General features: G+C 72.8%; 20 protein-coding genes. 11 read left to right on the forward strand and 9 right to left on the reverse strand.

The window, feature by feature from the left end:
• Positions 1 to 1,488, forward strand: coding sequence for a tripartite tricarboxylate transporter permease (locus ACZ7G3_RS08440; RefSeq protein ID WP_470924185.1), 1,488 nt, complete (start codon positions 1 to 3; stop codon positions 1,486 to 1,488).
• Between the two features lie 215 nt (positions 1,489 to 1,703).
• Here ACZ7G3_RS08440 and ACZ7G3_RS08445 read toward each other — a convergent pair whose 3' ends face one another.
• The gene (locus ACZ7G3_RS08445) at positions 1,704 to 2,747 is read right to left on the reverse strand and encodes a saccharopine dehydrogenase family protein (RefSeq protein ID WP_470924188.1); all 1,044 of its coding nucleotides are present in this window, start codon (positions 2,745 to 2,747) and stop codon (positions 1,704 to 1,706) included.
• A gap of 128 nt (positions 2,748 to 2,875) precedes the next feature.
• On the opposite strand from ACZ7G3_RS08445, the gene ACZ7G3_RS08450 reads away from it, so the two are divergent.
• The gene (locus ACZ7G3_RS08450; protein WP_470924190.1) at positions 2,876 to 3,811 is read left to right on the forward strand and encodes a helix-turn-helix domain-containing protein; all 936 of its coding nucleotides are present in this window, start codon (positions 2,876 to 2,878) and stop codon (positions 3,809 to 3,811) included.
• A gap of 124 nt (positions 3,812 to 3,935) precedes the next feature.
• Here the strand turns inward: ACZ7G3_RS08450 and ACZ7G3_RS08455 are convergent, their stop codons facing one another.
• Positions 3,936 to 4,541, reverse strand: a complete 606-nt coding sequence (locus ACZ7G3_RS08455; protein ID WP_470924192.1) for a class I SAM-dependent methyltransferase — start codon at positions 4,539 to 4,541, stop codon at positions 3,936 to 3,938.
• A 101-nt stretch (positions 4,542 to 4,642) separates the two neighbouring features.
• On the opposite strand from ACZ7G3_RS08455, the gene ACZ7G3_RS08460 reads away from it, so the two are divergent.
• Positions 4,643 to 5,431 carry an OBAP family protein gene (locus ACZ7G3_RS08460; RefSeq protein WP_470924194.1) on the forward strand — a complete coding sequence of 263 codons (789 nt, stop codon included), beginning with the start codon at positions 4,643 to 4,645 and terminating at the stop codon, positions 5,429 to 5,431.
• Positions 5,432 to 5,553: 122 nt separating this feature from the next.
• Here ACZ7G3_RS08460 and ACZ7G3_RS08465 read toward each other — a convergent pair whose 3' ends face one another.
• From ACZ7G3_RS08465 to ACZ7G3_RS08475, 3 genes are read right to left on the reverse strand one after another with little or no spacing between them, the layout of a single operon-like run.
• Entirely contained in the window at positions 5,554 to 7,224 is a 1,671-nt protein-coding gene (locus ACZ7G3_RS08465) for a pyridoxal phosphate-dependent decarboxylase family protein (RefSeq protein WP_470924196.1), read from the reverse strand.
• 6 nt (positions 7,225 to 7,230) lie between these two features.
• Positions 7,231 to 8,652 carry an ATP-grasp domain-containing protein gene (locus ACZ7G3_RS08470; protein ID WP_470924198.1) on the reverse strand — a complete coding sequence of 474 codons (1,422 nt, stop codon included), beginning with the start codon at positions 8,650 to 8,652 and terminating at the stop codon, positions 7,231 to 7,233.
• A 2-nt stretch (positions 8,653 to 8,654) separates the two neighbouring features.
• A complete protein-coding gene (locus ACZ7G3_RS08475; RefSeq protein ID WP_470924200.1) occupies positions 8,655 to 9,608 on the reverse strand; it encodes a hypothetical protein in 954 nt (317 codons plus the stop codon).
• 48 nt (positions 9,609 to 9,656) lie between these two features.
• Between ACZ7G3_RS08475 and ACZ7G3_RS08480 the strand changes: the two genes are divergently transcribed.
• Entirely contained in the window at positions 9,657 to 11,069 is a 1,413-nt protein-coding gene (locus tag ACZ7G3_RS08480; RefSeq protein WP_470924202.1) for a pyridoxal phosphate-dependent decarboxylase family protein, read from the forward strand.
• Positions 11,070 to 11,155: 86 nt separating this feature from the next.
• Here the strand turns inward: ACZ7G3_RS08480 and ACZ7G3_RS08485 are convergent, their stop codons facing one another.
• The 3 genes from ACZ7G3_RS08485 to ACZ7G3_RS08495 all read right to left on the reverse strand — a co-directional run bounded on the left by ACZ7G3_RS08485 (position 11,156) and on the right by ACZ7G3_RS08495 (position 11,981).
• A complete protein-coding gene (locus tag ACZ7G3_RS08485) occupies positions 11,156 to 11,431 on the reverse strand; it encodes a hypothetical protein (protein WP_426598921.1) in 276 nt (91 codons plus the stop codon).
• A gap of 1 nt (position 11,432) precedes the next feature.
• A complete protein-coding gene (locus ACZ7G3_RS08490) occupies positions 11,433 to 11,699 on the reverse strand; it encodes a hypothetical protein (protein ID WP_470924204.1) in 267 nt (88 codons plus the stop codon).
• Positions 11,700 to 11,771: 72 nt separating this feature from the next.
• A complete protein-coding gene (locus tag ACZ7G3_RS08495) occupies positions 11,772 to 11,981 on the reverse strand; it encodes a hypothetical protein (RefSeq protein ID WP_470924206.1) in 210 nt (69 codons plus the stop codon).
• 417 nt (positions 11,982 to 12,398) lie between these two features.
• On the opposite strand from ACZ7G3_RS08495, the gene ACZ7G3_RS08500 reads away from it, so the two are divergent.
• Positions 12,399 to 13,079: a response regulator transcription factor gene (locus ACZ7G3_RS08500; RefSeq protein ID WP_470924208.1), complete on the forward strand. Its 681-nt coding sequence runs from the start codon at positions 12,399 to 12,401 to the stop codon at positions 13,077 to 13,079.
• On the forward strand, positions 13,076 to 14,413 hold the full coding sequence (locus tag ACZ7G3_RS08505) for a sensor histidine kinase (protein WP_470924210.1): 1,338 nt from the start codon (positions 13,076 to 13,078) through the stop codon (positions 14,411 to 14,413). The genes ACZ7G3_RS08500 and ACZ7G3_RS08505 overlap by 4 nt, the downstream gene beginning before the upstream one ends.
• Here ACZ7G3_RS08505 and ACZ7G3_RS08510 read toward each other — a convergent pair.
• Positions 14,319 to 15,827, reverse strand: a complete 1,509-nt coding sequence (locus tag ACZ7G3_RS08510; RefSeq protein WP_470924212.1) for an HAL/PAL/TAL family ammonia-lyase — start codon at positions 15,825 to 15,827, stop codon at positions 14,319 to 14,321. The genes ACZ7G3_RS08505 and ACZ7G3_RS08510 overlap by 95 nt on opposite strands.
• A gap of 62 nt (positions 15,828 to 15,889) precedes the next feature.
• Between ACZ7G3_RS08510 and ACZ7G3_RS08515 the strand changes: the two genes are divergently transcribed.
• From ACZ7G3_RS08515 to ACZ7G3_RS08535, 5 genes are read left to right on the forward strand one after another with little or no spacing between them, the layout of a single operon-like run.
• Positions 15,890 to 17,464 carry an NAD(P)-binding domain-containing protein gene (locus tag ACZ7G3_RS08515; protein WP_470924214.1) on the forward strand — a complete coding sequence of 525 codons (1,575 nt, stop codon included), beginning with the start codon at positions 15,890 to 15,892 and terminating at the stop codon, positions 17,462 to 17,464.
• Positions 17,461 to 18,531, forward strand: coding sequence for an alpha-hydroxy acid oxidase (locus tag ACZ7G3_RS08520; RefSeq protein ID WP_470924216.1), 1,071 nt, complete (start codon positions 17,461 to 17,463; stop codon positions 18,529 to 18,531). The genes ACZ7G3_RS08515 and ACZ7G3_RS08520 overlap by 4 nt, the downstream gene beginning before the upstream one ends.
• Positions 18,525 to 19,895 carry a cytochrome P450 gene (locus ACZ7G3_RS08525; protein WP_470924218.1) on the forward strand — a complete coding sequence of 457 codons (1,371 nt, stop codon included), beginning with the start codon at positions 18,525 to 18,527 and terminating at the stop codon, positions 19,893 to 19,895. Before ACZ7G3_RS08520 ends, ACZ7G3_RS08525 begins: the two co-directional genes overlap by 7 nt.
• On the forward strand, positions 19,892 to 20,059 hold the full coding sequence (locus ACZ7G3_RS08530; RefSeq protein ID WP_426598912.1) for a hypothetical protein: 168 nt from the start codon (positions 19,892 to 19,894) through the stop codon (positions 20,057 to 20,059). Before ACZ7G3_RS08525 ends, ACZ7G3_RS08530 begins: the two co-directional genes overlap by 4 nt.
• 41 nt (positions 20,060 to 20,100) lie before the next feature.
• Positions 20,101 to 21,630, forward strand: coding sequence for an MFS transporter (locus tag ACZ7G3_RS08535; RefSeq protein WP_470924221.1), 1,530 nt, complete (start codon positions 20,101 to 20,103; stop codon positions 21,628 to 21,630).
• Positions 21,631 to 21,657: the final 27 nt, after the last annotated feature.

A 21,657-nucleotide genomic window follows, 5' to 3' on the forward strand; every position in this document is an offset into this window, starting at 1 on the left:
ATGAACGCCCTGAACTCCCTCATGGACGGCTTCGGTACGGCCCTCACCCCGCTCAACCTCCTGTGGGCCGCCCTCGGCGTGCTGCTCGGCACGGCCATCGGCGTCCTGCCCGGCATCGGCCCGGCGATGGCGGTGGCGCTGCTGCTGCCGGTGACGTACGGGCTCGATCCGGTCGCCGCGTTCATCATGTTCGCCGGCATCTACTACGGCGCGATGTTCGGCGGTTCGACCACCTCCATCCTGCTCAACACGCCCGGCGAGAGCGCCGCCGTGGTCGCGGCCATGGAGGGCAACCCCATGGCCAAGGCGGGGCGCGGCGCCCAGGCGCTGGCGGCCGCCGCCATCGGTCACTTCGCGGGCGGCATGATCGGCACGATCCTGCTGGTGGCGCTGGCGCCGACGGTCGCCGACCTGGCGGTGGACATCGGTGCGCCGGACTACTTCGCCATCATGGTGCTGGCGTTCATCGCCGTGACGTCGGTGCTCGGTTCGTCGCGGGTCAGAGGCCTGGCCTCGCTGCTGATCGGTCTGACGATCGGCCTGGTGGGCCTGGACCAGATGACGGGGCAGCAGCGGCTGACCTTCGGTTCCCTCCAACTCGCCGACGGCGTCGACGTGGTGATCGTGGCGGTCGGCCTGTTCGCGATCGGCGAGGCGCTGTGGGTGGCGGCCCATCTGCGGCGCGGGGCGGCCGAGCCGATCCCGGTGGGCCGCCCCTGGCTCGGCCGCGCCGATGTGAAACGGACCTGGAAGTCCTGGCTGCGCGGCCCGTTCATCGGCTTCCCGTTCGGCGCGATCCCGGCGGGCGGGGCGGAGATCCCCACCTTCCTGTCGTACGTCACGGAGAAGCGCCTGTCCAAGAACAAGGACGAGTGGGGCAAGGGCGCCATCGAGGGTGTGGCCGGCCCGGAGTCCGCGGCCTCGGCCTCGGCGGCGGGCACGCTGGTCTCCATGCTGACCCTGGGTCTGCCGACGACGGCGGTCGCGGCGGTCATGCTGGCCGCCTTCCAGCAGTACGGCATCCAGCCCGGCCCGCTGCTCTTCGAACGCGAACCAGAGCTGGTGTGGGGCCTGATCGCCTCCCTCTTCGTCGGCATGGTGCTGCTCCTCGCGCTCAACCTGCCGCTGGCACCGGTGTGGGCCAAGCTGCTGCGCATCCCGCGGCCGTACCTCTACGCGGGGATCATGTTCTTCGCGGCGGTCGGCGCGTACGCCGTCGGCGGCGAGGTCGTCGACCTGGTGACCCTGCTGATCATCGGCCTGGTCGGCTTCGGCATGCGGCGCTACGGCCTGCCGATCCTGCCGGCCGTCATCGGCGTCATCCTCGGCCCGAACGCCGAGCAGCAGTTGCGCCGGGCCCTGCAGATCAGCGACGGCAGCGTGGCGGGCCTGGTCAACACGCCGTTCGCGGTGACGGTGTACGCCGTGATCGTGCTGCTGCTGGCGTGGCCGTTGCTGAAGCGGCTGGTCCGCCGGGGGCGTGGCTGACCCGGCGGTCGGACGGGGCGCAGGTCCTGCGACCATGACGTGATCACCGCCACGGCGACCAACTCGCCGGTGGCGGCGCGTCCCAGCCACAGACTCAGCCCCTCCCCTCCCCTCCTCGGCCACGCGATCGGCACCACGGAGTCGGGGGATTCGCGTCCGGGACTGGAGGCACGCTTGTCCTGAGTCATCAGACGTGACTGCCCTGTCCGGTGAGCTCAGGCGATCAGCTTCTGGGGGTGCAGATCGAACGCGATACGGGGGGCGAGCGCCCGTAGGAAGTCGGGGGCGTCGAACATCTCGCCGGCAGAGGTGACGCCTACGGCCTTGGTGCGGCCGGTGAGGACGCGGTCGAGGGCTTCGACGACGAGGGGCGCGGTGATGGCGTAGATGTCCTGACCGGCGGCTGTGGCCCGGCGTTCGGTGACCCCTGAGCGGACGACGACGTCGACGAGGAAGGTCTGGTCGGAGCGGCCGCTCTCGTCGGCGGCGGTCGGGGCCGGTGTGTCCGGGGCGGTGACGTCGCGGGTCGCCTCGATGTTCATGTAGGTGGTCACGTCGGGAATGGCCAGGTGCTGGGGGACGGTCACGACGTCGGCCATGGTGAACTCCGCGACCACCGGTCGGCGTCCCACCGGCTCCGGGAAGGCCCACTGCACAGTGGGCGCGGCATCGGTGCGGCGCTCCCACTGTCCGCCGCGGTAGCGCAGGCGGAAGTCGCCGCGCCGCTCGCGGGAGACCGCGCCCGACAGCCGGGTGCCGGCGGTGGGGTGCCAGTCGCTGAGCGCGTAGGCGATGCGGGCCTCGTCGGCCGAGGTCCAGTCACCCATCGCCACGGTGGCCAGCAGGTCGCCGAGGCCGCCGAAGAAGGCCATGGCCGGGACGATCACCGCTCTCGCGTCCCGGGCCCGCTCGCGGAAGTGCGCGAAGGTGTCGAGGTTGGCCTCGATCTCGGCGGCCACATCCAGGTATGGAATCCTGGCCCGGAGCGCGGCTTCGATCAGCGGGCCGGTGGTCGAGGCGAACGGGCCGGCGCAGTTGATGACCGCCACCGCGCCGGCCAGGGCCAGATCCAGCGAGGCCGGGTCGTCGACCGACGCCACCCGGGCTTCCAGCCCGTGTGCGTCGGCCAGTTCGCCCAACGCCCGTGTGTTGCGCCCGGACGGCACCGGAGTGAACCCGCGCGCCGCGAGCTCCGCGACCACGAACTGTCCGGTGTGACCGTACGCGCCGAAAACCGCCACCAGCCGGCCTGTCTCCATGAGACTGCTCCCGTGTACTCGATCGTCCGCTGCGACGTCGATCCGCCGGCGGTCTGACACCCACATCCTGTCCGTCCGACGGGACTCGCACGATCGTCGGAAACGACATGCCCCATACACTTTCGGACATGCCTCGCATCGCGTTGGCCGTCACCGACGGCATGCTCCACTACGAACTGTCCGTGGCCCTCGAGGTCTTCGGAGCCGACCTGACTCATGTCGTGGACCCCTGGTACGACTTCGCCCTCTGCGGACCCGGCCCGGTGCGCGTCGGCCGCTTCCACTTGGAGCCCGACCACGGGCTCGACCACCTCCCGCGGGCGGACACCGTGGTCGTGCCCGGCTGGGCCGACACCGACCGCGAACCACCGGCGCAACTGATCGACGCGGTGCGCGCGGCCCACGCGGCGGGCGCCCGGGTGGCCTCCCTGTGCACCGGCGCCTTCGTCCTCGGTGCCGCCGGCCTGCTCGACGGGAAACGCGCCACCACGCACTGGGCCCACACCAGGGAACTGGCGCGGCGGCACCCGGCCGCCACCATCGATCCGGACGTCCTCTACGTCGACAACGGCGACGTCCTCACGTCGGCGGGCAAGGCCGCCGCCATGGACCTGTGTCTGCACCTGGTCCGCCTCGACCACGGCTCGGCCAACGCCAACAAGGTCGCCCGCCGCCTGGTCGTCCCCCCGCACCGCGACGGCGGTCAGGCCCAGTTCATCGCCACGCCCGTCCCCGAGCCGGGCAACCATCCCCTCGGCGAGCTCTTCCCCTGGGTCCTCCAACGCCTCGACCAGCCCCTCACCGTCGAGGACCTCGCCCGCCGGGCCGGTCTGAGCTCACGCCACCTGGCCCGCCACTTCAGGCACCTCACCGGCACCACGCCCCTGCAGTGGCTCCACACCCAACGCATCCGCCGCGCCCAGGAGTTGCTGGAGACCACCGATGCCACCGTCGACACCGTCGCCGAGGCCGCCGGAATGGGCACCGCCACCACCCTGCGCCGCCACTTCCAGCGCACCGTCGGTGTCCCGCCCGACACTTACCGCCGCGCCTTCCGCCCCTGAAGGAACCGCTCACCCTGATCCCGGCATCCCGGCACCCACGAAGTACGCAGAGGTCTCCCCCGGACTGTGCGAGGAGCCGCCGGGCCGCCCGGCGGACGCGGTGATCGAGACGTCCGGCCCCTGCTCACCGACGGTGGACGCTGACGGCGTAACCGCCCCCGTCGTAAGGGTCGGCGTCCCAGGTGGCGAAGCGGTCGACGAGGGTGAGGCCGGACGCGGCGCAGCAGTCGTCGTACTCCGGCAGCGTGAGGCTGGGCGGCACGGGCAGGTGGGCTTCGTCCAGGCCGAAGCCCACGACCATCAGGCCGCCCGGGCGCAGGGCCGCGGACAGGCGCTCGACCACCGTGCCCTCCGTGCCGGAACTGAGCAGCGGGATCACATTGCCCGCGGCGACGACGAGGTCGAAGCCCGCCTCGAGGCCGAGCCGGGCGGGGTCGAACTCGGCCAGATCCACCTGGAACCAGGGCAGTGCCGGCGCCTGCTTCCGCGCCACTGCCAGCATCGACGCGTCAAGATCCACCCCGACGCAGTCGTACCCGAGCTCCGCGAGCCGGATCGTGACCCGCCCGGTGCCGCACCCGGCGTCCAGCACCCGCGCTCCGGGAGGCACGAGGGCCGCGCAGAACCGCGCCTCGCCGTGCACGTCCTCGCCGCTGCGGGCCAGGGTCTCGAACCGTGCGGCGTAGTCCTCTCCGGATGTCTTCCCTGCCAAATCCGTCCAGCGGCTCATGGGGCCCACTGTAGCCCGGCCGTGTCGCCCCTCGAAGCGGCGGCTGAGCCCGCCCGCCGCGCGGCCCGTTACGGCCTCGGGGCACGGGGCACTCGCCGCCCATGGCATCCATACATGGCACCCGCCGTTCGCACGGTTCCGGCCGAGGACCGGCCGCGTCCGCCGCGATCGGTGCCGCGGCGGGCCTGACGGCCGCGGCCGGTCTCCTGCTCGGCCGCAAGGCGGCCACGATCAGCAAGGTGGGCAAGGGGCACCCGCTCAAGCACCGCGCGCTGGACCTGGCGGCCGGCGCGATGCAGACGAAGTACCCGGTCGAGGCGATGAGCACCTACCTCAACGGCTTCCACATGTACGCCGACGACATGGGCCGCCAGGTGGAGGCCACGCACTTCTGCATCCACCTCCGGCACGACCTGCACCAGTGCGTGATCTTCGACCGGAACGCACCCGACGCCCGTCTGATCGGCATCGAGTACATCATCAGCGAGGAGCGCTTCCGTTCCCTGCCCGAGGACGAGAAGCGGCTGTGGCACAGCCACCACTACGAGGTGAAGTCCGGCAGCCTCATCGCCCCAGGCATCCCCGACCTGGCCGAGCACGCCTACTTCGAGGACCTCGTGACCACCTACGGCAAGACCTTCCACACCTGGCAGTACGACCGGGACGACTTCCCCTACGGCATCCCGCAGCTGATGATGGGCTTCACTGAGGACGGGCAGGCCTCGGACGAGATGATCCGGGCCCGGGACGACAGGCTGGGCATCTCCACGTCCCGCAAGCGGCGGAACCGGGCGGACATCCCCATGCCGGAAGTGGTCCCGGGCGCCAACGCCTGGGAGAGCGGCCGGACCGTACAGACCCGCGTCGAGGAGATGGATCTCAAGCGCTGACCGCCCCGCGCCCACCGCCTGGGCCAGCCGGAGGTGACGCCTGAGCCGTACACCGCCGAGGGCACCCGAACACCTGTGTCCGGTGAGACCGGCACCGTGGAAGCGGTCGCCACGGTCGCGGCCTACGACATGGTCTCCCGCTTCCTGGTGGCACTGGCCGCCCGAAGCGCCGTTCCGGGCGGCTGCCCCCGCAGCGCCTCCCGCCCCGCCCGGACCACCAGGTCGAGCGCGGTGTCGATGTCGGACGTGGTGGTGGCCGGGTTGACGGTGCACATCCTGAGGACCGTGCGGCCCTGGACGCGGGTGGTCAGCAGCAGTGCCTGGCCCGTGGCACGGACGGCGTGGCTGACGGACTGCTGGAGGCGGTCGACGGCGGGCGGGTCGGCGGGGCAGCCCGGGGGCCGGCAGCGGAAGGTGAGGATGCCGAGGCCGGGCGGGCTGGTGAGGTCGAGGTCGGGGTGGGCGGTGATGCGGGCGGCGGCGTGGTCGGACAGGTGCAGGCCGTGCTCGACGGCACGGCGGAAGGCCGCGGCGCCGAAGGTCTTGAGCGAGAGCCACACCTTCAAGGCGCGCAGGCCACGGGACTGCTGGGGGCCGAGGTCGTCGAGGTTGACCTCGTCGTGACGGGCCTCGGCGGGGTGAAGGTATCCGGTGTCGAGGTGGTGGCGGGCCATCCGGAAGGTGGCCCGGAGAAGCTCCGGGTTCCGGACGAGGACACAGCCGGTCTCGTAGGGCTGGAACAGCCACTTGTGCGGGTCGAAGGTGAGGGAGTCGGCGTGCCCCAGGGCGTCGCGCAGGTCGTGGCCGCGCTCGGAGAGGGCGAACGCCGCCCCGTGGGCGCCGTCGACGTGCAGCCACAGACCGTGACGGCGGCAGAGCCGCGCGAGGTCCGTGACGGGGTCGACGGCGCCGGTGCTGGTGGTGCCGACGGTGGCGACGACGGCGAAGGGACGCAAACCGGCGGTGAGGTCGGCGTCGATCCGGGCGGCCAGGCCCCGCGGGTCGAGGCGGTGGCCGGCGTCGGGTTCGAGGGCGATGAGCTGGTCGCGGCCGAGACCCAGCAGGTGGACGGCGCGGGCGACGGAGGGGTGGGCCTGGGTGGAGCAGTAGAGGCGGGCGCCGGCGGGATCACCGTCGAGGTGGTGGTCGCGGGCTGCGGCGAGTGCCGTGAGGTTGGCGACGGAGCCGCCGCTGACGAACAGGCCGCCCCAGTGTCCGGGCAGGCCCAGCAGCTCCTTCAGCCAGTCCAGGGCGGTCAGTTCGACGCGGGTGGGGCCGGAACCGACCAGCCACGCGCCGGGGACGCTCAGGTGGGCGGTGGAGAGCAGGTCGGCGAGGACCGCGGGATAGTTACCGGTGGTGGGCACGAAGGCGAAGCAGCGGGGGTGGTCGAACCGGATACCGAGCGGCAGTACGTCGTGGGCGAGGTGGTCGAGCAGTCCGGTCAGGTCGCCGCCGTCCTCGGGCAGCGGTTCGTCGAGGAGTGCCGCGAGCCGGGCAGGATCGGCGACGGTGTGCGGCGGGCCGTCCGCCACCGTGCACAGCCGCTGGACGACGAGGTCGACGGCATGGTGGCCGGCGTTCCGCATCTCCTCGGCGGACAGGGCGAGTTCACCGGGGCGGTAGGGGTGCGACGTCTCACCGGGGCGGTAGGGGTGCGCGGTCCCACCGCCGCTCGCGGAGCGGGCCGACGGCACCGGGCCGGCGTCCGGGGAGACGCCGACCGGAGGCCCCCCGGCCGGGGAGGCGTCGACCGGGGGGCCTGTGCCGGTGGACGGGGTGTCGCTGGTCATACGGGATCACCTGTCGTGGTTCGGATCTCCTGGGTGAGGAGTCGTTCGGTCCAGAACCGGCCCCAGGGGCCGAGGGCGGGTCGGGGGGGACACGTCGCAGAGGTGGTGGCCGGTCTGCACCAGCGCGAGTTCGTCGCCGGGCAGCACAGGGCCCGGGGAGGCGTGCGGCCAGAGCAGGGCCGTGCCGGCCTCCTGCCGTGGGAGGGGATCCGGGAGAGCCGTCTCCTCGAACGTGCCGGCCTTCTCGAGCGGTCCGAGCAGTTCGAGGGGCCCCTCTCCGGTCAGCCGGTAGTGACCGGGGCGAGGCAGGCCCGTGACGTTTCCGGGCCGCCGGGCGTGCACGACGAGCTGGGCGAGCCGCGGCACCGGGCGCGTCGTAGCCCGGACGGGCGGCAGTTCGGGCAGCAGACAGGCCAGCACGTGCAGTCCCAGCAGGGGCAGCAGTCCGGCGGCGGTCTCGGCCGCCTGGGCCAGGGAGGCCACCGTCTGGAAACGCGGGTTGATCTCGATGACCACGGGCGTCCCGTCGCCGACGACGAGATCGAGGCCGAAGACGCCCCGGAAGCCGTGCCGTCGCAGCACGTCGCCGACGGCGCGGGCGGTGTCCCGGACGCGGGAGAGGAGCGGGGCGGACAGGTCGGTGTCGTCCAGGAGCTGGTTGCCGCAGTGGGTGCCCCATCCCGGGGTCAGTTCGGGCAGGCCGACGAGCTGGTGGGAGACGGCGGAGACGACGGTCCGGTCCGCTCCCGCGCAGGCGCTGACGGTCAGCGGCAGTCCGGACACGCGTCTGCTGAGCCGCAGGGTGTGGCCGGCCCACGCGTCCAGGGCCGCGGGCAGCGCGTCCGGTGTGTCGACGGGGACGGTGCCGCGGCCCGCCAGGTTGTTCTCCCGACGCTGGAGCACCGCGGCGTCCCAGCCGTCCGGCCAGTGGGCGGCGGCCGACGCCTGCCGGTCCGCCGGGACGACCACGTGCTCGGGGACGGCGACGCCCGCCTCGGCCAGCAGTTCCAACGAGTCGATCTTGTCGGAGGCGCGGGCGGTGATGCCGGCGGGCGGGGCGAGCAGGGGGCAGCCGTGCTGCCCGGCCCAGGCTCGCGCGTGGTCACCGTGTTCGGGGGCGAAGGCGACGGCGACCGTCCGCGCACCGGTGCGGTGTGCGGGCCGCGGCGGGGGCGGGGCCGTCAGCAGCGGGGAGACGGGCTCGTGCCGTACCAGTCCGGTGGCGGGCCGGCAGGTGGCCGGCAGGAACGCGGAGCGGTCGAGGAAGATGATCTCGTCGGCCAGCCGTTCCAGGTGAGCGGTTCCCTCGTCGGCCGCGACGCCTTCCAGCGTGACCGGGCGGGGACCCTCCGGTTCCCGTACCGACGGGAAGGCGGCGGGCGCGGGCCCGGGCCGGGGCCGGGCGGGTGGCGTGGCGTTCGGGCGCACGATCAGTTCCTCCGGTGGTCGACGGCTTCGCGGCGGCGCGGCACGGGCGGCGGGGCGACGTCCGGCCGCAGCAGCCTGCCGCGGGAGACGGCCAGGCGGTCCAGGGTGTGCAAGGCGTCGGCGCCGGTCCCGAGCAGGGAGGGGCCGCGGCCGACGAAGCGGGCGCAGATGCCGTGGTGCGCGGCGTGCACGTCCGCCAGGGCGGCACCGAGGACACGTCCCGGAACACACCCCGCGGGGCAGGCCTCGGCGTGGGCCCTGCCCCAGATCCCCAGCTGCCTCACGAGGGCCCGGTGGTCGGCGGACCACAGTCCGGAGAAGCCGTCCCGCTCCTCGGGTGGTTCCATCGACGGCCGCACCTCTGTCTCGTAGGCGTGCGGGGCGAAGGACGCGGTCGCTTCCATGGCGGCCGCACTGGCCCGGAGCAGGACGGCCGCGTCCCGGGTCGCGGCCGGTCCGGGGTGACGTCCCACAGGTCGGGCGGTGGCGTCCCGCAGGGCGACGACGGTGACCGCGGTGAGCGCGAGGAACAGCCGGTGCCCCGCCCTCCAGCGGACCGTCGCGGTCCAGGCCGGTGCGCCGGCGGGGGCGGGCGGTGCGCCGGCGGGGACGGGCGCGCTCGCCCCGCAGACCGCCAGTGCCGTGTGCAGGGCGGCCCGGTCCTTCGCGGAGACCCAGGCACTCGCCTCGGCGGTGGTCCGCAGCAGTGCCCGCAGCAGGGTGTCCGCCGGGTCGCGGGAGGTACGTGCCACACCGAAGTGCGCGTCGTACACGGCTTCCCTGGGGTCCGCGAGGGGTTCGGCGTCCCCGGGACGGAGGGCGGCACCGGAGCCGGGCACCGGCCCGAGGCCGTCGCCCGGGGCGGGCTGCCTCTCCGCCGCGCCGCGGAGTGCCGAACGGGCGTCGGGCAGCAGTTCGGGCGGGGGCAGCCACACGGGGCTCGTACGAGTGATCATGACTCCATCGGGTGTGGACCTGGGCTGTCGCGCCTCTAATTTCCGCACATGAACGAGCACGCTTTTCGGACCGCCGCGGCTGACGCGGCGGGCCGCCTGGCCGACCACTGGCGGTCCCTGGCCTCCTGCGAACTCCCCGTGGTGCCGCCCGGTCCGCCGGGCACCACGCTCAAGGCGCTCCCGGAGACGGCGCCCGAGCGGGGCGAGGACCTGGCCGGCATCCTCGAGGACACCTGGCACACGATCGTGCCGCAGCTGATGCACTGGCAGCACCCGAACTTCCTGGGCTACTACCCGGCCAACAACTCGCCCGCCTCCGTCCTGGCCGAGCTGGTCACGGCGGGCCTGGGCGTCCAGGGCATGATGTGGTCGACGTCGCCCGCCGCCACGGAACTGGAACAGCGGGTGTGCGACTGGCTCGTCCGCGCCCTGGGGCTTCCGTCCCGTTTCACGCACGCGTCCGGGCAGGGCGGCGGCGTGATCCAGGACTCGGCGTCGTCGGCCGCGCTGGTCGCCGTGGCCGCCGCCCTGCACCGGGCCTCCCGGGGCCGGTGGCGCGAGCACGGGACGGAGGGCCGGCTGCGCGTCTACTGCACGGACCAGGCCAACCACAGTGTGGCCAAGGTGGTCCGCATCGCCGGCGCCGGCGAACCGGTCCTCGTCCCGACCGTCCCCGACACGCACGTCATGGACCCCGTCGCCCTGGCCGACCGCCTCGACGCCGACCGGGCCGCGGGTCTGGTGCCCGCCGCCGTCGTCGCGACCGTGGGCACCACCGCCACCTGCGCCATCGACCCGGTGCCCCGGATCGGCGCCGTCTGCCGGGAACGCGGCGTCTGGCTGCACGTCGACGCCGCCTACGCCGGCAGTGCGGCGCTCTGCCCCGAACTGCGGGTCGAGGACGCGGATTCGGAACTCGCGGACTCCTACGCCGTCAACGCCCACAAGTGGCTGCGCACCGGCATCCCCTGCGACGTGCTGTGGGTCGCCGATCGGAAGGACCTGACCGACGCCCTCGGCGCGACCTCCTCCTACCTGCGCAACGATGCCACCGACTCGGGGCAGGTCGTCGACTTCAAGGACTGGCAGGTGCCGCTCGGCCGCCCGATGCGGGCCCTGAAACTCTGGTACGTCCTGCGCGCTCACGGGCTGGAGGAACTGCGGGAGGTGATCCGGCGCGACATCCGGCTCGCCGCCCTGCTCGCCTCGCTGGTCGAGCGGGAGCCCGGCTTCCGTCTCGTGGCCCACCGGCTGGGGCTCGTCGTGCTCCGGGCGGAGACCGACGAGTCGACCCGTGAGGTCACCCGTCGTCTCGCCGGGAAACCCGAGGTCCTGTGCACTCCCGCCACCGTGGACGGCCGGCCGGTGCTCCGCGCCGCCCTGGGGTCCCCGTACGCCGACGAGACGACCGTCCGCCGGGCCTGGGACACCGTCCGGGCCTGCGCCCCGCCCGCGTCCTGACCGGCCGGACGGCCCGCCGGGACCGGCCGGAGGCACTCCCCCGGCCGGTCCCGGACCGGCCGGCGCCGGCCGGCCGGACCGCTCCGTCACAACAGACTCGGACGGACACCGATGAAGTCGACCAGCGTGTGGCTGACGCTGTCCTCCTTCACGATGCTCTGCCCGCTGGCCTGCAGGGCCTGGCATCCGTCGCCGACCTGGGCGCCGGGCGAGAGCAGCACGATGTTGCAGAGCATCACCGGTTTCTGCTCGGTCTGGTTGGAGTCGGCCGCGGCCTCCGTCCCGTTCGCCAGAACGGCGGCGAACGCCGTCAGCGACAGGCCGGCCGCACGCATCACGCCCCTGGAACGTCCTGCCGTCATCTCAGGCCCCCAGGGCGGCCGGGACGGCGACGTCGAGCCGGTTGACCAGATCGACGTCCTCGGTGTGGGTCTTCAGCACGCCCTGCTTCACACTCTGCCGTGCCTCGCACGAACTGTGAGCGGTGGTGGTGGCCGCCGGCCCGGTGTCACACAGCATCGACGGGCTGTGGGTGTTGATGTTGGTGTCCGCCGCGGCCACTCCCGCGGCGGCCGGCACCAGCACCCCCGCGGCCAGGGCCGCGGCTCCGACGAACTGACGGGTACGCATCGATGAACTCCTGAACTGAACGGGAACACCCGCCCCGGCTTCTCCGGGCGGACGCGGGGGAAGACGGAAGCCTCAGGGCAGCAGGCCGTCGAGCGGCGTGATCACGTCGGCGAAGTCGACGACGTCGAAGCTCTTGCTGTGGTGCTTGACCATCTGCTGGTCGACGTGCTGGTCCGTGACGCACGACTGCCCCTCACCACTGGCCGAGAGCAGCCCCGAACCGCACTTCATCGGCGGGTCGGCCAGATTGTCGTTGCTGTCCGCGTGAGCCGTCCCGCCCACGCCCGCCACCATCAGGCCGCAGCAGAGCGTCAACACAACGCGCCTGCACCCATTCGCCATGTGCGCCATCTTCATCACCTTCACCGGTAACTCACAGCTTGTACGTGCTGACAACGGGGTACACCGGTTGGAGGACACTGCCCTGTGAAAAGCGGTTTTCCCGGCAATACGTTCGGGTGGCCCGGAGCACCGTCGGCCCGGTGCCGCCGTGCTCAGACCGAACGGTCGATCGCCCGGCTCTTCGGCGGTGCGGCTCGCGGTCGGTCCCCTCGTACCGCGCCCGTCCGCCCGCACGGTCCGCCACCACGTCCCTCCCCCGGCCCGTTCCTTGTTCGGCCGCCTCCTCAACCGTCCGGGAACCCCCTCCCGTACAGGGGCGTTGACAGGGGTTGCGGGGCGGGCGAGGGGAGGAGAACTGTGACGCGGAGACACGCACGGGATCCTTGGCGGCTGCTGCTGGTCGAAGACGACCGGGAGCTGGTCGGCATGCTCTCCGGCATACTGCGCGACGAGGGGTACGCCGTCGACGTCGCGGCCGACGGCCAGCGGGGCCTGCACCTCGGCCTCTCCCGGCAGTACGACGTGCTCGTCGTCGACCGGCGCCTGCCGGCGCTCGACGGCCTCGACCTCGTGAGCCGGTTACGGTCCCGAGCCGTCCGGACGCCGGTCCTGCTGCTGACCGCGATGGGGACGGTCCACGACCGGGTCGACGGGCTGGACGCCGGTGCCGACGACTACCTCGTCAAGCCGTTCGAGCTCGACGAACTGAGCGCTCGATTACGGGCGTTGTGCCGGCGGGCGCTCGAAGCCACCGATGTCCTCAGGATCGGATCGGGACGCCTGCACGTCGGCCGCCGGGAGGTCGAGCTGGCCAGTGGCGAGCAGGTCGCCCTCGCGGCCCGGGAGTTCGCGCTGCTGTGGGTGCTCGCCTCGCGCCCCACGACCGTGCACTCGCGGGCGGAGCTGCGCCGGCTGGTGTTCCAGGAGGCGCCCGCGTCGTCCATCGTCGACACCTACGTCTACTACCTCCGCCGCAAGCTCGGCCGGCAGGTCGTGCGCACGGTCCGCGGTCTCGGTTACCGGCTGGGGACACTGTGAGGCCCTCAGCTCCCACCGAGTGGGCGGCGGTGCGCCGGGCGCGGCTGCGGATCGCCGTGATCACCGGGGCGATCATCACGCTGCTGATCACGGTCGTCGGCGGCATCGCGCACACGGTCATGGTGCACGCACAGAACGATCAGGTGTGGCGTGAGCTGCGCTACGGCGCGGGCTACGGCGATCTGACCAGCCCGCCGGTCTGCACCTGGCTGTACGCACCCGGCGTGGCCCCGCTGTCCAACGCCCCGGACGGATTCCCGTTGCGCGCCGACCTGAACCGGGTGCGCGGCACCCACGAGGCCGTGGAGCGCACCGTGGAACGCAACCACACGGTCTACCTGGTGCGCACGCAGCTCCGGGCGGACGGGGACGTGGTGCAGGCGGTGTTCGACCTGCGCTTCCAGCTGGCCGACCGTAACCATCTCTGGTTCGCGCTGGGTGTGGCCGAATTGGTGGGGCTGCTCGCCGCGGCCTTCACCGGGGCACTCCTCGGACGGCGGGCCGTGGCCCCGCTGGCGGAGGCCCTCACCCGGCAGCAGCAGTTCGTCACGGACGCCAGTCACGAGCTGCGCACCCCCGTCACCCAGGTGCACACGCGGGCGCAGGTGCTGGCCCGGCAAGCGGCTGACCAGGATCTGCCGGTCCCGTATCGCGACGGGCTGGCCCGGCTGGTCACCTCGGCCGGCCGGCTCGGCGAGGTGCTCGACGACCTGCTGCTGTCCGCGAGCCTCGCGGCAGGCCCGGCACGGCCGTCGGAACGCCGGCCGGTCGATCTGGCCGCGCTGGCCCGGGCAGTGGTGGCCGAGGAGTCGGACCGGGCGCGGGCCCGGCGCCTCACCGTCGTCGTGGACGGTCCCCCGCGTCCCCTTTTCGTCGACGGTATACAGTCCGCGCTGCGTCGCGCCGTCGGTGAGCTGCTGTCCAACGCGATCAGCCACACCCCGGCCGAGGGGCGGATCGAGGTGACGCTGTCGCGCTCCGCCGGCATGGTCGGGCTGGCCGTCACGGACACCGGGCCCGGCTTCGACCCGGCCACGGTGGAACAGCTGTTCCAGAGATTCCACCGTGGCGGCGGCGACGGCGGACGGTACGGGCTGGGGCTCGCGCTGCTGCGGGAGGTCGTCACGCGCCACCGGGGCACGGTCACCGCCACCGGCCGTCCGGGCCACGGCGCCCGGTTCGTCATCCGGCTGCCGGAGTACGAGCCCCTGCCCGGCGTCCCGGCCCCGGCGGGTCCGGTCACGGCAACTCGCGCGTGGCGAGCAGGCGTGCCGCGGCGCGGACGTCCGCGTCCAGCGGACGGTCCGGCTCGACCGGGGGGATCACCTCGATGAGAGCGTCGAGGAGTTCCGCGCACCGGGGCGCGGTGGGACGGCGGGCGCCGACGTGGACGGCTTGGCGCAGACCGAGCGCGAGGGAGCCGGACAGCAGGACGAGCAGCTCCGCCATGTCGTAGGAGCGCAGGGCGGCCTGGGTGCCGAACGGTACGACGTCCTGGTTGTGCAGGTTCGTCGGCAGGCTCTGCATCCCGGCCGGGGTCGCGTTGCGGCGGATCTCCGCGACGAACGCGGTGGCCGCCAGCTGTACGCCCTGGAGTCCGTGCTGCAGGCCCGGTGCGGTGGCGAGCATCGGCGGCAGCCCTCCGTTGCGTGCCGGGTCCGTCAGCAGGTCCAGCTGGCGTTCGGCGAGGTTGCCCAGCTGGGCGGTGACAGAGGCGAGCAGGTCGGCCGCGAACGCGGCGGGCTGCCCGAAGAAGTTCCCGCCGTGCACCACCTTTCCCTTCTCCGCGTCGTCGTCGGGGAAGAGCAGCGGGTTGTCGCTGACGCCGCCGAGATCCGCGGCGACCACACCGTCGACGTAGCGCAGCGCGTCCTCGGCGGCGCCGAGCAACTGTGGGGCGCAACGGATGCTGTACGGCTCCTGCAGCGGCCGGGTGCCGGAGGGGACGATGCCGGTGAGCGTCCGCCGCATCCGCGCGCCGACGTCGATCGCGCCGGTGTGGCCGTAGACGCGCAGCAGGTCCCCGTCGAGGAAGCCGGGCTCGCAGCCGAGGGTGTCGGCCAGCACACAGGTGAGGGCCATGAGGGAACGGTGCGCCGTGCGGACGGTGTCGCGGGCGAGTGCCGTCGCCGCGGTGGTGACGGAGGTGCCGTTGACGAGGGCCAGCGCGTCGCGGCCGTCGAGAGCGAGCGGACGGAGTCCGGCGGCGGTCAGTGCCTCGTCGGCCGGCATGCGGCGGCCGTCCACGTAGGCGTGCCCCCGGCCGCGCAGGGCCTGGGTGGCGTAGGCGAGCGGGATCAGGTCACCACTCGCCCCGACGGAGCCGTAGCGCGGGACGGCGGGCGAGAACGTCGTGGCGAACATCGCGGCGAGCCGGTCGACGACCTCTGCGGACACACCGGAAACACCCTGGGCGAGGGACCAGGTGCGCAGCAGGAGGGCGGCGCGGCAGATCTCGTGCGGCAGGTCCGGTCCTTGACCGGCCCCGAGGTGGGCCAGGGTGTTGTCGCACTGGTCCGCCTCGTCGGGACGGCCGGCGTACCCCACGAGTGCGCCGAATCCGGTGGTGGCGCCGTAGATCCGGGGGGAATCGCCACCGTGCCGCAGGCCGTGGAGGAACCGGCGGCCGCGGTCCAGCCGCGCCCGGACCCCGGCGTCCACGCTGACGGTGAGTGGCGTCGCCGCGCGGCGCAGGGCGGCGGAGTCCAGAGGGCGGGCGAGGGAGACCGTGTCCGTAGTGGTGAGCACGTCCGGAAACATAGGCGGGCAATCTCAGAGCGCTCTGAGATCCGGTGACTAGCTTCCGGAGCATGACCCATGACTACCTGATCATCGGCGCGGGGCCCGCCGGGCTGCAACTTGCCGCCTTCCTGGAGCGGGACGGCGCGGACTACGTCGTCCTGGAGCGCGGCAGTGGTCCGGGCACGTTCTTCACGCGGTTCCCCCGGCACCGCTTTCTGATCTCGAACAACAAGGTGCACACGGGGTACGACGATCCGGAGCTGCGGCTGCGGATGGACTGGAACTCCCTGCTGAGCGACGACCCCGAGCTGCTGTTCACCCGGTACAGCCCCCGCTACTTCCCGCCGGCCGACGACCTGGTGCGCTACCTGACGGACTTCGCCTCCCGGACCGGGGTGCGCGTGCGGTACGACACCTCCGTCGAGAAGGTCTCCCGCGACGCCGAGGGCTTCACCGTCACCGACCGCACGGGAAAGGCGTGGCGTGCACGGCGTCTGGTGGCCGCCACCGGAGTGCCCGTGCCGAACCTGCCGTCGGTCCCGGGCATCGAACTGGCCGAGCGCTACGACACGATCGACACCGACCCGGGGTCCTTCACCGATCAGCGGGTGCTCATCATCGGCCGGGGCAACTCCGCCTTCGAGACGGCCGAGAACCTGATGGAGACCGCGGCGGTCATCCACGTCGTCGGCTCGGGCTCGCTGAAGATGGCCTGGCGGACGCACTATGTGGGACACCTGCGCGCGGTCTACAACAACTTCCTGGACAGCTACCAGCTGAAGTCGCAGAACGCTCTCCTCGACGGCCGGGTGCTCGCGATCAGACGTGAGCCGGACGGCTTTCACGTACCGGTCTCCTTCGAGCGGGTCGACGAGGTGGTCAAGGAGATCCGCTACGACCGGGTGATCGTCGCGACCGGCTTCCGGTTCGACGGCTCGATCTTCGACGACACCTGCACGCCGGACCTGGTCGTCGACGGCCGTTTCCCGGAGTTGACCCCTCTCGGCGAGTCGGTCAACGTACCCGGTCTGTACTTCGCGGGGACGCTGATGCAGGGCCGTGACTTCGGGAAGTCCACGACCGGCTTCATCCACGGCTTCCGCTACGCGGTGCGGGCACTGCACCGTGGACTGCGGCAGCAGCACGACAAGGTGCCCTGGCCGACGACGGTGCTCGGGGACGCCACGGAGCGGGCCGTCGACGCGGTGATCACCCGGGTCAACCGGTCCTCCGCGCTGTGGCAGCAGTTCGCCGTCCTCGGTGACCTGCTGCTCCTCGCCCCGGACGGCACGCTGCGCTACGCCGAGGAGGTGCCCGTCGGCCACGTGCCGGGCGCCGTGCGCGCCGGGGACTTCGGTGAGGTGGACGCCTACGCGGTGATCACCCTGGAGTACGGGGAGGACCACGACCGGGTGGACCCCTTCGACGTCACCGCGGGCCGCAAGTCCCAGCAGGACGTGTCGGGCCTGGACGGACGCTATCTGCATCCGGTCGTGCGCTGGTACCGGGACGGCGAGTTCGTCGCCGAACACCACCTCGCCGAGAACCTGGAGAACGAGTGGGACAGCGAGGAGGTCCACCGCGCCCCGCTGGACGCCTTTCTCACCGCGCACCGGAGCCCGGCCACCCCGGTGGCGTCGTGACGCTCCGGGAACTGCACGACAGCGCACGGAAGACGCTGGATCCGGTCTCCTACGACTACGTGGCGGGCGGCGCGGGCGAGGAACGCGTCCTCGCCCGCAACGAGAAGGCGTTCGACCGGTACGCGCTGTTGCCCAGGGTGCTGAGCGGCAGCTGGACGCGGGACACCGCAGTCGATCTTCCGGGAGCCCGGCAGGTGGCGCCGGTGATCGTCGCACCTACCGCCTTCCACCGGCTGGTGCACCGGGGCGGCGAGCGGGCCACGGCCCGTGCCGCCGCGGCCGAGGGAGCCGTCCTGGTGACGGGGACGGCCGCGACCACCGCGGTCCTCGACGTCGTCGCCGCGGCGCGCGAAGCGGCGTCCGACCCGGCCGTGTGGTTCCAGCTGTATCTGCACCCCCGCGGGGAGGTCACCGCCGCTCTCGTCCGGCGCGCCGAGGAAGCGGGCTGCACGGCGCTGGTGATCACGGTCGACTCGCCGGTGTTCGGCCGGCACACCAGGGACCTGCGGAACGGGTTCACCGACCTGCCGCCCGGACTCGCCGCGGAGAACATGCGCGGCCTGCCCGGTGCCGGACCGGGCGCGCTCACCGCCATCCCCATGTCCCCGGCGGTCCGCTGGCCGGACTTCGCCGAGGCCCTGCGCGCTACCTCACTTCCCGTGCTGATCAAGGGAGTACTGCATCCGGAGGACGCACGGCTGGCCGTCGAGCACGGCGCGGCCGGGGTGATCGTCTCCAACCACGGGGGCCGCCAGTGCGACGCGGTACCGGCGGCCGTGGACTGCCTGCCCGCCATCACCGAGGCGGTCGCGGGCCGGGTGCCGGTCCTGCTCGACGGAGGGGTGCGCCGGGGCAGCGATGTCGCAGTGGCGCTCGCCCTGGGCGCGAGCGCCGTCGGCGTGGGACGCCCGGTGGTGTGGGGTCTGGCCGCCGAGGGGGAGACGGGAGTACGGCGGGTCCTGTCGACACTGCGGGAGGAGTACGACCACACGCTCGCCCTGTGCGGCGGGCGCCGGAACGCCGATCTGACGGCCGACATGGTCGTACGGAACGGGGGGACGTGGTGAGGAACCGGACGAGGACGCGGGCGTGGTGGCTGCCGCGCGCCGTGGTGGCGCTGCGCGTACGCATCTTCGAGAAGGTCAACGGCGACCGGGTGGTGACCCTGCCCAACGCCACCCACGGGCCGGAGGTGTTCGAGCGGGTCTACGCCCACCCGGCCGCGAACGGGCGGAGCGAGGGGGCGGGCCTGTCCGACCTGTTCTGGTACTGGCTGGCGCCGGGGCCCGAGGTGCACCAGGAACACCTGGAGCCCGGTGAACGCTACGAGGACGTGGCCGCGACGACGCGGCGCATCGTCGCCGGGAACTCGGCCGATCTCACGGCGGCGGCGGCCCGCGCGGTCGCCGGCGCGCTGGACACGCTGCCGGACACGCGGATCACCCTCGTACGGCTGCGGGACCTGGTGATGCCCGCGTGGGCCGGGTTCTGCTACGAGCTGGTCTTCCGGGAGCCGTGCCCGCCGCGTGCCCGGGACCTGATCACCGCTCACGCCGATGACGTGATCACCGCCCTGAAGTGCACCGGTCTACGCCATCCGCGGCGCCGGGCCCGGCTGACCGCCTACCTGCGGGACCGGGTCGCGGCCGGCCACGTACCGCACCCGCTGCCGGCCTCCCTGTCGGTGCCGGAGCAGGTGCACTACCTGCAAGGGACCTTCTTCAACACTGCGGTCGTGCAGCTGTCCGAGGCGACCGCGCACGTCCTGCTCGCCCTCGCCCACCACCCGCGGGTGCAGCACCGCCTGGCCGCGGATCCGGAGGACGACCGGTACCTGACGCAGGTGCTCGACGAGACGATGCGGCTGTACCCGCTGTTCGGCATCGCCCACCGCATCACCACGGGTGAGATCCCGCTCGACGAGGCGACGGTGCTGCCGGCGGGTTCCGTGGTGTGCTTCAGCTACCCCGACTACCACGCCACCGGATACGACCGGCCCGAGGTGTTCGACCCCGACCGCTGGACCCGCCTGACCGCCAGGGACGTCCACCACATCCCGTACGGCATGGCAGCCAACCGCCCCTGTCCGGCCTGGCGGATCTCGCCGCTCGTACTGCGCGCCGCGGTCCGCGAGGTGCTGGGCCGGTTCCGGCTGGACTCGACGGCCGCGCACACCCGCTCCATTCCGCACCGGGCGCCGTGCCTGCTGATTCCGCGCGGCCTGCCTCCCCGGCCCCGCCGCCTGGAGGCGTTGCGGAGCTTCGTCCGGCTGCGGGACGGGGTGGAGGACGTCACCCGGAGCGTACGCCAGTTGGTGCTCGGCACGGTCATGGTCCTGCACGCCCGCCGACGGCGTCCGGCGGCACGGTACTTCGAGGAGCAGCGGGCCGGGCGCTGTCCGGTCCGCCACCCGGGGAAGGGCGACGGATGACTGGCACGGAGCTCGGCCCCGCGTTCGTTCCGGCGGTCGTGGTGATCCCGGCCGGCTGCCGGGTCGTGAGCCGGTGGCCGCGACCGGACGGAACGCCGCCCGTCGCCGAGGCGGGCCGCTTCCGCGGGGAGCCGCGTCAGAGCTTCTACAGGGCGGAGGACTGACCTTGCCCGCGCAACCAGCTTCGCTGATACCCCGGCCCTTGATGTTCTGGACCGGCGTCGCCCTCACGTGCGCCGGCGTCGGCCAGCACGTGTGGATGTTCATCGATTCCGCGTCCATGGGATTCCACATGGCCATGATGGGGACGTCGGAGGTGATGTGGGCCGCCATGGCCGCCATCGTCGTGGGCGTGGTGATCTCCGGGTTCGCGGTCGTGCAGCCCCCCGGAGCAGGCCCCGCGGCCACCCCCGCTCCGGCCCGGACGACCCGGGCGAGCCGGCACAGCCTCATCGCCGTTCTGAGCTTCGCGCTGATGGTGGACCAGATGAAACCCGCCACTCTGGCGTTCATCCAGCCCGGCATGCGTGCCGAGTTCCATCTCAGCGCCGCTGAGATCTCGTGGCTGCCCACCGTGGCACTCAGCGGCACGGTACTGGGATCACTCGTGGGGGGCCGTGCCGCGGACCGTATCGGGCGCAGGGCCACGATCCTCATCGCGTCCCTTCTCTTTCTCGGTACGACGGTGTGCGGCGCCATGACGACCTACAGCGGCATCCTGGTCATGTGCGCTCTGATGGGGATGGCGGCCGGAGGCATGCTGCCCGTCGTCTACGCCCTGATGACCGAGAGCCTGCCGCCCGGACGACGCGCGGCCGTCATGGTGCTCCAGGCCGGGCTCACCACCACTGGCGGCTACATGGCGGCCGCCGGACTGGCCGCGGTGCTGATCCCGCTCACCGGGTGGCGTGTTCTGTGGTTCGCCCAGCTCCCACTGGTCCTGATCCTGATCGCGCTGAACCGCTGGATTCCGGAATCAGCCGCCTTCACCGCCCAGCGTTCACAGGCCGGGCGCGTCCCCGCCTCCACCCTGTTCAAACGCCCCCAGACGGCCAAGACTCTGGTCGTCAGCGGTTACGCACTCGCCTGGGGCCTCGTCTACTGGGGTTTCATCACCTTCCTGCCCAGTCAGCTGGAGGCCTCGAACGAGGGGGGCATGTCCGCCGCCACGCTGCTGTTCGTCTCGTCGCTGTTGTCCATCCCCACCTGCGTCGCGGCCGCATGGCTCTACATGCGCTGGTCGGCGAAGGGCACCATGGTCGTCTACGCGGCCCTCACCGTCGCGGCGCTGCTCGCTCTGGCCGCCGTCGGGACGGACGGCAGCCGGCCTGTCCTCCTGACCGCCGTGATGCTGCTGTTCGCCGGGACCGCCGGTGTCATCGCACTCATCGGCCCCTACACGGCCGAGATCTACCCCATGGCCATCCGGGGGACCGCCGGCGGTTGGGCCGCGGCGGTCGGCAAATCAGGCGGAGCCTTCGGGCCCCCTCTCATCGCTCTGGTCCTCTCCGCGCCGGGAGGCATGCGCACCGCCGCGGTGCTCGTCGCTCTTCCCATGGCCATCGCGGGGGGAGCCGTCGCCCTCCGCGGGAGCGACCCGCAGGCCGCTGCCCGGCATCCCGAAGACGCCGGGCTGAACGCCGAACTCGACGATCTGGTGCGCGGCGAAGCCGTTACCGCCGAGAAGACCGTGCCGGCAACGCCCGCACCGGGCAACGAGGGCACGGCGCCGTGAGGCGGCGGCGCCCATGGCGTCGCACTC

The organism is Streptomyces sp. NPDC037271 (assembly GCF_055603605.1).

Excerpts from the sequence above, each read along its gene's own strand:
- ACZ7G3_RS08445 (WP_470924188.1), bottom strand. The coding sequence starts at position 2,747 with ATGGAGACAGGCCGGCTGGTGGCGGTTTTCGGCGCGTACGGTCACACC.
- ACZ7G3_RS08530 (WP_426598912.1), top strand. The coding sequence starts at position 19,892 with ATGACTGGCACGGAGCTCGGCCCCGCGTTCGTTCCGGCGGTCGTGGTG.
- ACZ7G3_RS08465 (WP_470924196.1), bottom strand. The coding sequence starts at position 7,224 with ATGACCAGCGACACCCCGTCCACCGGCACAGGCCCCCCGGTCGACGCC.
- ACZ7G3_RS08455 (WP_470924192.1), bottom strand. The coding sequence starts at position 4,541 with ATGAGCCGCTGGACGGATTTGGCAGGGAAGACATCCGGAGAGGACTAC.
- ACZ7G3_RS08450 (WP_470924190.1), top strand. The coding sequence starts at position 2,876 with ATGCCTCGCATCGCGTTGGCCGTCACCGACGGCATGCTCCACTACGAA.
- ACZ7G3_RS08535 (WP_470924221.1), top strand. The coding sequence starts at position 20,101 with ATGTTCTGGACCGGCGTCGCCCTCACGTGCGCCGGCGTCGGCCAGCAC.
- ACZ7G3_RS08440 (WP_470924185.1), top strand. The coding sequence starts at position 1 with ATGAACGCCCTGAACTCCCTCATGGACGGCTTCGGTACGGCCCTCACC.
- ACZ7G3_RS08485 (WP_426598921.1), bottom strand. The coding sequence starts at position 11,431 with ATGACGGCAGGACGTTCCAGGGGCGTGATGCGTGCGGCCGGCCTGTCG.
- ACZ7G3_RS08490 (WP_470924204.1), bottom strand. The coding sequence starts at position 11,699 with ATGCGTACCCGTCAGTTCGTCGGAGCCGCGGCCCTGGCCGCGGGGGTG.
- ACZ7G3_RS08460 (WP_470924194.1), top strand. The coding sequence starts at position 4,643 with ATGGCATCCATACATGGCACCCGCCGTTCGCACGGTTCCGGCCGAGGA.
- ACZ7G3_RS08515 (WP_470924214.1), top strand. The coding sequence starts at position 15,890 with ATGACCCATGACTACCTGATCATCGGCGCGGGGCCCGCCGGGCTGCAA.
- ACZ7G3_RS08475 (WP_470924200.1), bottom strand. The coding sequence starts at position 9,608 with ATGATCACTCGTACGAGCCCCGTGTGGCTGCCCCCGCCCGAACTGCTG.
- ACZ7G3_RS08480 (WP_470924202.1), top strand. The coding sequence starts at position 9,657 with ATGAACGAGCACGCTTTTCGGACCGCCGCGGCTGACGCGGCGGGCCGC.